Origin of the sequence: Corynebacterium sp. HMSC05D08, assembly GCF_001807215.1 — a bacterium.
Classification (GTDB): domain Bacteria; phylum Actinomycetota; class Actinomycetes; order Mycobacteriales; family Mycobacteriaceae; genus Corynebacterium; species Corynebacterium striatum.
In genome coordinates this window covers 47,305-56,794 of sequence record NZ_KV788364.1, presented here as the reverse complement: position 1 = coordinate 56,794, position 9,490 = coordinate 47,305, and the positions used below count along the sequence as shown (strand labels likewise).

General features: G+C 59.4%; 9 protein-coding genes. 2 read left to right on the top strand and 7 right to left on the bottom strand.

From position 1 onward, the window contains the following. Positions 1 to 35 precede the first annotated feature (35 nt). From HMPREF3148_RS12940 to HMPREF3148_RS12920, 5 genes are all read right to left on the bottom strand, one after another. Positions 36 to 614, bottom strand: a complete 579-nt coding sequence (locus tag HMPREF3148_RS12940; RefSeq protein WP_046646009.1) for a hypothetical protein — start codon at positions 612 to 614, stop codon at positions 36 to 38. A gap of 11 nt (positions 615 to 625) precedes the next feature. Then, a complete protein-coding gene (locus tag HMPREF3148_RS12935) occupies positions 626 to 1,195 on the bottom strand; it encodes a hypothetical protein (protein WP_070509294.1) in 570 nt (189 codons plus the stop codon). Positions 1,196 to 1,250: 55 nt separating this feature from the next. Beyond that, positions 1,251 to 2,537 carry a hypothetical protein gene (locus HMPREF3148_RS12930; protein WP_049062928.1) on the bottom strand — a complete coding sequence of 429 codons (1,287 nt, stop codon included), beginning with the start codon at positions 2,535 to 2,537 and terminating at the stop codon, positions 1,251 to 1,253. A gap of 518 nt (positions 2,538 to 3,055) precedes the next feature. After that, positions 3,056 to 3,700, bottom strand: coding sequence for a rhomboid family intramembrane serine protease (locus HMPREF3148_RS12925; protein ID WP_070509293.1), 645 nt, complete (start codon positions 3,698 to 3,700; stop codon positions 3,056 to 3,058). Between the two features lie 67 nt (positions 3,701 to 3,767). After that, complete coding sequence (locus HMPREF3148_RS12920) at positions 3,768 to 4,298, bottom strand: peptidylprolyl isomerase (RefSeq protein WP_005530645.1); 531 nt, start codon at positions 4,296 to 4,298, stop codon at positions 3,768 to 3,770. Positions 4,299 to 4,366: 68 nt separating this feature from the next. On the opposite strand from HMPREF3148_RS12920, the gene HMPREF3148_RS12915 reads away from it, so the two are divergent. Continuing rightward, positions 4,367 to 5,005, top strand: a complete 639-nt coding sequence (locus tag HMPREF3148_RS12915) for an HAD family hydrolase (RefSeq protein ID WP_034657349.1) — start codon at positions 4,367 to 4,369, stop codon at positions 5,003 to 5,005. Here the strand turns inward: HMPREF3148_RS12915 and metE are convergent. Both metE and HMPREF3148_RS12905 read right to left on the bottom strand, forming a co-directional pair. Beyond that, positions 5,002 to 7,266: a 5-methyltetrahydropteroyltriglutamate--homocysteine S-methyltransferase gene (gene metE / locus HMPREF3148_RS12910; RefSeq protein ID WP_070509292.1), complete on the bottom strand. Its 2,265-nt coding sequence runs from the start codon at positions 7,264 to 7,266 to the stop codon at positions 5,002 to 5,004. The two genes, HMPREF3148_RS12915 and metE, sit on opposite strands and share 4 nt — an antisense overlap. Beyond that, entirely contained in the window at positions 7,263 to 8,186 is a 924-nt protein-coding gene (locus tag HMPREF3148_RS12905; protein ID WP_049062924.1) for a methylenetetrahydrofolate reductase, read from the bottom strand. Before HMPREF3148_RS12905 ends, metE begins: the two co-directional genes overlap by 4 nt. Positions 8,187 to 8,572: 386 nt before the next feature. Here HMPREF3148_RS12905 and HMPREF3148_RS12900 point away from each other — a divergent pair, with 386 nt between their 5' ends. After that, on the top strand, positions 8,573 to 9,385 hold the full coding sequence (locus HMPREF3148_RS12900; protein WP_049146247.1) for a hypothetical protein: 813 nt from the start codon (positions 8,573 to 8,575) through the stop codon (positions 9,383 to 9,385). Positions 9,386 to 9,490 lie beyond the last annotated feature (105 nt).

The window sequence follows — 9,490 nt, the reverse complement described above, 5'->3', positions numbered from 1 at the left end:
GAACTAATCAATGCACCCTAAAACCGGAAGAGCCCTTAATACACTGGGGCGTCGTCAATGCGCAGCTCCGAATAACGCGAATACGGTGCGCTAACAAAGTACGGCGCGCCCTTTTCTACCCACTGCTGATCCTCGGAACAACGCACATCCTGCGAATCCGCGTCGAGCATCATAAAGCCCCACACGAGCTTGCCTTGCTGATTAGCTTCCAAATCGTAGGGGCCAATCTTTTGACCGAGGCTCCAATGGATCTGGTGGACGAAGTTAAAGCCAAACGCGTTCGACATGTACTTTTCAATGTCACCGATTGGCTTCACCGAAACGCTGACCTCCGTGGTCTGCGTACGCTTATCAGTCACGGTGTGGCTAACTGGAACAGTGTAGTCGTTGCGATTAGCCACGCTGGCTGCATCAGTCTGCTTAAACCACATGCGCTCCGCAGTGACGTACGTGCCCTGTGCGCCCGGTGTTGCACAGTGCGTGCCCGGCTTGTAGTCATCGTTCCAGCGCTGCGGCAGGCGGTAGGAAGCCGCGCCGTCGACAGCCTGCGCAGCCGGAGTGGCCGCGCTTACTGCCACCAGCAATGCTGCGGCGATGCGTGCAAACTTGCGCACAGTTGCCTCCCCTAGTTGAACTTCATGTTGTCGCGAGTAGAAACCTCAACGTGGCGCTCTGCTGGCAGAGATGCGGTGAAGGTCTCGCCGGTACCCTGCCAGGTTCCGTCCTGGCCACACACGGTCTTCTCACCTGCAAAGTCGGAGACAACCCAGCCCGCACGCATGACGGCGGTCTTGCCTGGAGCAACGTTGTACGGACCGACGGTCTCTCCTACTTCGTAGGTCTGGGAATCGGTGTAGCCCGCGCTGAACTTGATGTTGACCAGCTTCAGGATGTCGAAGTCGACGCTTGCGGAAACATTCCAGGTCTTAGTCTTTGTTTCCTTGATGCTACGGGTCAATGGCAGCGGCTCAGCGTTGTAATTGGAGACGGTCCAGGTGCCTGCGGAACCATCAAAGTAGGTGCGGACAATCTCAACGGTCTGGCCGGTATCGCCTGGGTTGACGCACTTTTCACCGATGGTGGTCGGGTTAGCAGCGCCGTGGTTGACGGCAGGCAGTGCCATCGCTGGTGCAGCGGCGATGGAAGTTGCAGCAATTGCGGATGCTGCCAGGGCGAGGGTGCGGTTAAAGCGCATGATGTACTCCTTTTTAGTGAGAAAGACAGTGAGGTTGGTAGGCAGTGTCGTGGTGTTAATAAGCGGTCTGGGTCGCAACTGGTAGGTCACGCCACTCATCTGGGGTGACGTCAACCTTGCGGGTCGAGCCATCCTTGCCGGTGACGGTGGCTTCTGCCCAGAATCCGGCCGGCGCGGAGGCCTGTTTGAAGTCGTGAACGAGGCTGTACTTACCGTCGCGGCCACAGTGCAACTCGCTGTAGTTCACGCGCATCATGGTGGTGCCGTACTCGATGCGTGCGCGCTCACCTGGCTTAAGGTCGAGTGGCGCCAATGCGGTACCCACCGGCATGTAGGCACGCTGTGCGGCACCGATGGAGCCGAGCCAGCCCTCCGGCAGGCGGCCTTTATTGCCCAGCCAGTTCATCTGGCCGTTGTACTGCGCGCCCACCAGGTGGTCGGTGATGCCACGATAGGTGTAGTCAGCCTCAGTCCAGTTCATGAAGTCCTGGGAAAAGCCCGGCTTTCGGAAGGTAGGAGCTACGCCCTCAATGGTGTTCGGGTACCACTGCATATCACCAGCGGTGCACTCTTCGCCTTCGCTCGGCCAATTCTCGCGCTGCAGTTCGGTCGCAGGTTTGACCACATGGTCCTGCTTTTCATCGGCAATCTTCTCCAGGCTTGGGCCGGAGACGGCATTGTAGCCGCCGTCAACAACCTTGCTGTTCGCACCCGGCGCGCGGGAAGGAATCTCAAGCGCTTGGTCATCAACGGTGCCGTCGGCGTGGATTACGGTTGCCCAGGCATAACGCTCGGCCGGAGCGGTACCACGGATGACATTTGCACCCGGGATATTGGTATAGATGCCATCCTTGCAGTCCACGAACATGGAAATGAAGTCTTTTTCCACGGTGCCGTATTCCACGCGGAAGGAATCGCCAGGCGCAAGCTTGATGGGCCCGATGGTTTCCCCCTCTATCCAGCCGTTAGACAGAGTCAGACCGATGTCTGTCTTTGCGGTGGTGTTCCAGTTGGAAGGCCACTTGGCGGCAGAGTTTGCTTCGATCTCGTGATTGGTGCCGGATTCGATGGTGGCGGTGTACGGAACCGTCTGCTTGGTGGTGTTGGTGAACTGGATGGTGCCATCCGAAAGGTAACGGCGGCCAGTTTCACCAAAATGCCAATCCGGATAACCCGCTGCAGTAGCTTCTGCTGGGCTGCACTCCTGGTAGAGATTCTCAATCGGATAGCCCTGTGGCATGGCGGGGATCTCTGCGTGCGCCGCAGCAGGGGCAACGAGGCTTGCCGCAGACAGCGCGGCGGCTGCTACGTAGTAGCTGAGATGGAGGCGGGGAATGCGCATCGCTACGTTTCCTTTTATTCACTATTTTTTGCAGTTTGAGGTTCACAGCGGCACGGTCTCTCCCTCCACGCGCTGTGAACTACTCACATGACGCTAGACGGCCACCATCACATCCTTCAATACCTCAGATACTTTCGGATAATTGCCCCTTGAGCTGGATCTTTACAGGCTTTTCCCAGCTAATTGCCATTCGAGAAACACTCGAAAATGTCCTTTCGTACACACCCGCTTCTGCCCCCTTTTCCCGAGTTGCCAACAAGATGGGAGGAAAGTTATCCACAGGCTGGGGATAACTCTGTGAAAATCAAATTCCCCAGGTTTCTTCCACAGCCTGTGGATAACTGTTTTCACCCACTTCCACAAGGGCTAAATTACAAGGATGTAAGTCTTCTTGCCTGCATGATCAGGGAAAACTCCGGCCATGCGTTCGGTAAATTACAAAAATGTAGTTATCCACATTGTGGATAACTATTGTGGAATTCTTTCGCACAAGCGTTTTGGTGAATAACTCGCCGGAGTTATCCCCAAAGCCCAGCTCTCAAGGCCAACAACACGCCGACAACCCCGAACACTGCAGCAACTCCAATCCAGTGCACAGCCTTCCGGCGCGAAAACAGGAACAGAGTCAGCACAATGCCGATTAAAAGCCCACCCAGGTGTCCCCACAAGGAGACGCCACTCATGATGAACGTGTAAACCACATTTGCGAGCACCAAGAAGATGGGCGCGCGCAGATCCATTCCTCGGCTGCGGTAAACACCCACCAGCATCGCCAGCAAGGCATAAAGCGCGCCCGACGCCCCCACAGTCGGCGCGTCGTAGTCCATCCACAGCACAGCCGCGGAGGCGCCCAAGACGGAGACCACATAGCTCGCCGCATAAAGCGCATGCCCAAGTGCCTGCTCGATCTCACGCCCGATAAAGACGAGAAGGCACATGTTGAGTGTCAGATGCCCGACGTCGATGTGCATGAAGCCGGCCGTGATGGCCGTGGCCGGGGCGGCGGCAAACTCTGGCCCCCACAGAGTCCACGCATAAGCCAAAGAAGAGTCATAGTAGGACCCTAAAAGAGAGCGGGACTGGATAGCTGTCACTGCCCAAGCCAGAAAGCACACCGCTACGATTGCTGCGGTGACGGGCGCTTGTTTGATGTAGTTCTTCAACTTTCCCCCAAAACTGGAAGGAGCCCACCACCACTAAAAAGTGGCGGTGGGCTCAACGCAGGAGCTCTTATGCAATCTCGATGGACTCGATGATGACGTCCTCACGCGGACGGTCCATGCGGTCAGTTGCAACCTTGGCAATCTTGGAAACGACATCCTGGGAAGCCGGGTCCGTGACCTCACCGAAGATGGTGTGGTGGTTGTTCAGGTGCGGAGTCGGAGCCACCGTGATGAAGAACTGGGAACCGTTGGTGCCTGGGCCGGCATTAGCCATGGCCAGCAGGAACGGACGGTCGAACTGCAGCTCCGGGTGGAACTCGTCTTGGAACTGGTAGCCAGGGCCGCCACGGCCGGTACCGGTTGGGTCGCCACCCTGGATCATGAAGTTGTCGATGATGCGGTGGAAAATTGCGCCATCGTAGAACGGGCCGGACTGCTCGCCCTTTGCGTTCTGGGTGGAGTAGTCCTTCTCGCCCTTGGCCAGGCCGACGAAGTTCTCCACAGTTACCGGTGCATGGTTACCGAAAAGGTCGATAACGATATCACCGTGATTGGTGTGCATCGTTGCAGTTGCGGTCTTCTGAGTCATGCCGACCATTGTATGGAATTTCTTGCTCGCGCGCCGCAAATGACATAACGCCCTAAGCGATCACTATGCTTATCCCCATGATTCGTGCCGTGCTCTTCGACCTCGACGACACCCTCATGGACCACACCTCCGCCATGCACGCCGGATTGGATGAATGGTGTGCAGAGCTAGGCGTTGCGCAGGGCCAGCACGCGCGTTTCTCCGCCCTCGAGCGCAAATGGTTCAGTGCTTATGAGCGTGGAGAGGTCACGCACCAGGGGCAACGCATTGAACGCTGCCGCGAGTTTCTGGGGCAGACGCTTGACGACGCCGCCTCCCTCGCCGCCTACGACGGCTACCTGGCTGCATATCAGCGCAATTGGCGGGCATTTCCGGATGCTCTACCTGCATTGCGCCGCGCACTGGCGGCTGGGCTAAACGTTGGGATTCTCACCAATGGTGCCCGTGGGATGCAGGAGGGCAAGCTCCGCGCGGGCGGACTTAATCTTCCGGAAGTGCAACTGATTGCCACCGTAGATTTGGGCATTCCCAAGCCGCAGGCTGCGGCTTACCACGAGGGTTGCCGCGTGCTGAGAAGCGAGCCTGCGCACACGCTCATGGTGGGCGATTCCCTGGCTAACGACGTCGAAGGCGCCCGCGCCGCCGGGCTGCAGGCGGTGTACCTGCAACGCGACGGATCGGGCGAGATTTCGAGCTTGGACGAGCTGAGCTTCTAAGCGGGAACGAGTGAGCTGAGCACCTCTTCGCGGGCCAAGACCATGTTGCGCAACGAGGCCTCGGTCTCGTCGTAGCCGCGGGTCTTCAGGCCGCAGTCCGGGTTGATCCATAGGCGCTCGACTGGAACGTTGCGCAGGGCCGCGCGGATGAGTTCTGCCATCTCCGCCACGGATGGGATGCGCGGCGAGTGAATGTCATAGATGCCTGGGCCGATCTCGGAGTGAAACTTGTCGTCGATGTCTTCGAGGAGCTCCATGCGGGAACGCGCCGCCTCGATGGAGGTGACATCGGCGTCAAGGCCAGCGACCGCATCGATGATTTGGCCGAACTCTGAGTAACACAGGTGCGTGTGAATCTGCGTCGTGGGCTTTGCCTCCAAAGCAACGAGTCGGAAGGAACGCACCGCCCAGTCCAAGTAGGCCTTGCGATCCTGCTCTCGCAGTGGCAGCAGTTCACGCAGGGCGGGCTCGTCAATCTGGATGATGTCGATGCCAGCCTCTTCGAGATCACGCACCTCGTCGGCGAGAGCCACACCCAGCTGATCCGCGGAGACGGACTGGTTAACGTCATCGCGCACGAAGGACCACGCAAGGATGGTTACTGGACCGGTGAGCATTCCCTTGACGTGCTTCTCGGACAGGGACTGCGCATAGCGTGCCCACTCCACCGTCATCGCTTGCGGGCGGGAGATGTCGCCCACCACGATTGGCGGGCGGGTGCAGCGGGAGCCATAAGACTGGACCCAGCCGTTCTCGGTGACTACGAAGCCGTCGAGCAGCTCGGCGAAGTACTGCACCATGTCGTTGCGCTCTGGCTCGCCGTGCACCAGCACGTCCAAGCCCAGGCGTTCTTGCAGCTCGATGACCTGCTTGACCTCGTCGCGCAGGGCGTCGACGTAGGCGGCGTCGGAAAGCGTGCCCTTGCGGTGAGCCGCACGTGCCGCACGGATCTCCTGCGTTTGTGGGAAGGAACCGATGGTCGTGCTCGGCAGCAGCGGCAGGCCAAGAGCTTTTTGCGCTTCATTGCGCTCGGCGAACAGCGGCTGCCGCTGCACCTCGCCCTCCGGCAACTGCGCGGTGCGGTTTTGCACCGCCTCGTTGTGGGTACGGGCCGACTCGGCTCGGGTGCGCACTGCACGGTCGGCCTGGGCATACGCCTCCGGTGCTGCAAGCGGGCCGGAGCTCAGGGCGACGACCTCGCGCACCTTTTCATTGGCGAAGGAGAACCAGTTGGCTACGTCAATGGGAAGCGAAGTCTCTGCTTCCACGGTATGCGGAACGTGCTGCAGCGAGACCGAGGTGGTTACCGATGCGCCCGGAAGGGTCTCCAGCTTGGCTCGCAAGTCACGCAGATTTGCCGCCCAGACGTTGCGGCCGTCAACCAGTCCGGCGCTGAGGTGGGATTTCAGTCCAGCCACGCGCTCCAGGTAGCTCGGATCCAGCGCGAGGGTGCCCACGGAAAGATCCACCTGCACCGCCTCCGGCTGCAGCTCGTTGATGGCGTCCAGACCCTTGCGCACCGAGCCATAAGGCGTGGTCAGGTAAACCTGCGGGCGCTTTTCCGCGGCGAGGATACGGCGGTAAGCGCTCTGGAGTGCCTGGGCAAGGGCGGCGTCGTCAGCCGCGGCAAGATCCGCGACCAGAGCGGGCTCGTTGAGCTGTACCCACTCCACCCCGGCAGCGTGGAGCTGCTCGAGGACAGATATATAGGAATCGACCACGGCATCAAGGTGCTCAAGCGGCTGCGTGCTCGATCCGTCTGCCTGCTTGGACAAAGCCAGCAAGGTCACCGGACCCACGAGCACGGGACGCACGGCGTGGCCGGCATTGCGAGCTTCTTCCACGATCTTGAGAACGCGCTGCGGGCGGGCGTTAAACGTCTGGTCATCGGCAATTTCCGGGACGATGTAGTGGTAATTGGTGTCGAACCACTTAGTCATTTCGAGAGGCGCGGAGTCGGCGTTGCCACGGGCCAGGCGGAACTCGTCATCGAGGGTCTCTCCCTGCACCGCGCCAACGGTCAGCGCGGTCTCGAGGACGTGGTCGTAATAAGCCACGTCTGCTGGGATGGCGTAGTCCTCGTTAAGCCCGAGGTCGCGCAGGCGCGCATAAGTGTCAAGACGCAGCGAGTGCGCTGCCGACTCAAAGGTCTCGGCGTCGATCTTGCCGGGCCAGTAGGCCTCTAGTGCGCGCTTGAGCTCGCGGTTCGCGCCGACGCGTGGGTAGCCTTCGATGGTGGCCTTAGGAAATGGTGCGTTCATGGGTGTACTCCAATTCGATTCAAAAGGTCTTGAGTGATGTGAGGGTTGTTGTGGGTATAGATATGGAGGCCGTCTGCCCCTGAGCGCAGTACGCTTCGAGTCAGCTCGGCGGTGAGTTCCATTCCGATTTCATGTTCTTCATCTGGGGTGGATGCTGCCGCGAGTGCGGCCCGCACACGGGGTGGGACCTGCAACCCGGACAGCTTGGCCATTCGCTCGAGCCGGGCCACGCTGGTCATCGGCATGATTCCCGGGATGAGCGGAATACGCACGCCGGCCAGCCGGGCGCGTTGGGCAAAGCGGGCGTAGTCTTCGGCGTCGAAGAAAAGCTGGGTGATGGCAAAGTCCGCGCCGAGTCGCTGTTTGGCAAGCAGAACGTCGAAGTCCTCGTCGAGGTTCGCGGACTCCGCGTGGCCGTTGGGATAGCAAGCCACCCCCACCGCGAGGCTGCCTGCGGCGAAACGTGCGGCTTGGCCCGCCTCGCGGTGGCGGATGAGCCGGACCAGCTCGTCGGCATGCTGCAGATAGTGCGCCGGCATGCCGCCTTCGGGCAGGTCGCCGCGAAGGGCGAGCAGGCCGCGCACGCCGGCGTCGACAAGCGCATCGATCCAGCCGATGAGCTCCTCCCGCGTGCCAGCCGTGCAGGCGAGGTGAGCAAGCGGGCGCATGGACGTGGTGCGTGAGATTTGTTCGATGAATGCCGCGGTGCCTTCCAGCCATCCGGAGCGCTGTGAGCTCGTCACCGCAATGTAGTCCGGGTTGTACCCCTGCAACACCTTTAGGAGCTCGGCGGTAGTGCTCGCATCAGCATCGTTGCGCGGTGGAATCACCTCGAAAGAGAGCGCGGTTCTTTGGCGCGGCTCAACAGATACTTCACTGAATTGGTCTAGTGGTGCTGAAGCGGAGAGACGCGGGGTCATGTTCACCTCCCTTACTGGTCAACGGATTTTGCTTGCGATGAAATGTACCAAGCTGTCCATTTTTCGGGGAAGAGTAACTTATTAAATAGTACTTTTAAAAGTGGCGTGCCTGCAGGCTTTTTAAAAATTGGCACGAATAAAAATAGAAGGTTGCATACCAAGCTGTCTAGTAATCAGCTCTTGTTACGTGCAAAAGTCCGGCTCTACAGACTAGAGCTAAAGAGACGTTCTCGCCCGCTGAGTCATAATCAAGCACAACAAGGGTCACCGCCGCATCATGCAGGGGTGACCCTTTGCTTTTCCTTCATACGTATAGTGGCGGGCCTTAACGCCCGCCACTACGCTGGTGGGAAGCACACGATAAAGCTAATTTAAGGAGCGTTCGCATGAACCCCACCGCAATTTCCGCTTCCGTCGGCCTGGCCACCAACCTGTGGAAGAGGTTTAAGGACTACCGCGACGAGAAAGCTCTCGAGGCTTACACCGCCCTGGAAGCTGCTGCAGCAGAGGTAGAAGAGCGCAGCAAGGACGCCTTCCCTGAGGCTCGCCGCAGCGCCGGCGCCGTCACCCAGGCAGCTCACGATCGCTTGGAGCGTAGCATCGCGGAGCTCAAGGACCGGGGTCAGGAAGTTAGCAAGCAGGCTTCCGAGCGCTTCGATGAAGCGCGCAAGGACGCAAAGAAGGCCCAGAAGAAAGCACAGAAGAACGTCAAGAAGCAGTCCCGCAAACAGGCAAAGGCCGCACGCAAGGCTGCTGACAAGGCCCAGAAGCGCAGCGCTAAGAAGCTCAAGAACATCAACTTCGGCAAGGAGAAGAAGAGCTCCAAGTTCTGGCCGTTCGCGCTGATCCTCGCCCTGATCTCCGCTATCGGTGGCGGCCTCTACTACTTCTTCAAGATCCGCAAGGAAGAGGCTTCCGAGGTTCCGCCGCGCGTCGAGGACTTCACCACCGGTGCCGATGCCGCAACTGAGGGCTCCACCTTGGTCTACACCTCCACCACCGAGGACGACCACAAGGTCTCCGACCTCGCGGAAGAGGGCGTCGTCGAGCGCGACGAAGAGCTCTTGGGCTCCATCGATGAGCAGCTAGCTAAGCACAAGGAAGAAGCCGAGGCTGCTGCCGACGCCGATACCTCCCGCATCACCGATGACCGCGATGACGAGGGCAAGCACCGCCTGCAGACCAACGAGCAGGAGTAAATCCACCCCGTTTAAGGGGGTAAAGCGAACGTTGTCTGGATCTCAATCCTTTGCTCGACGGACTCGAAGCTGATTGAATTTTTGGGTATTTCGAAACAATCCCAA

Bases quoted from the DNA above. Each gene is read 5' to 3' on its own strand.
- HMPREF3148_RS12935 (WP_070509294.1), bottom strand. From the start codon at position 1,195: ATGCGCTTTAACCGCACCCTCGCCCTGGCAGCATCCGCAATTGCTGCA.
- HMPREF3148_RS12930 (WP_049062928.1), bottom strand. From the start codon at position 2,537: ATGCGCATTCCCCGCCTCCATCTCAGCTACTACGTAGCAGCCGCCGCG.
- HMPREF3148_RS12920 (WP_005530645.1), bottom strand. From the start codon at position 4,298: ATGGTCGGCATGACTCAGAAGACCGCAACTGCAACGATGCACACCAAT.
- HMPREF3148_RS12915 (WP_034657349.1), top strand. From the start codon at position 4,367: ATGATTCGTGCCGTGCTCTTCGACCTCGACGACACCCTCATGGACCAC.
- metE (WP_070509292.1), bottom strand. From the start codon at position 7,266: ATGAACGCACCATTTCCTAAGGCCACCATCGAAGGCTACCCACGCGTC.
- HMPREF3148_RS12905 (WP_049062924.1), bottom strand. From the start codon at position 8,186: ATGACCCCGCGTCTCTCCGCTTCAGCACCACTAGACCAATTCAGTGAA.
- HMPREF3148_RS12900 (WP_049146247.1), top strand. From the start codon at position 8,573: ATGAACCCCACCGCAATTTCCGCTTCCGTCGGCCTGGCCACCAACCTG.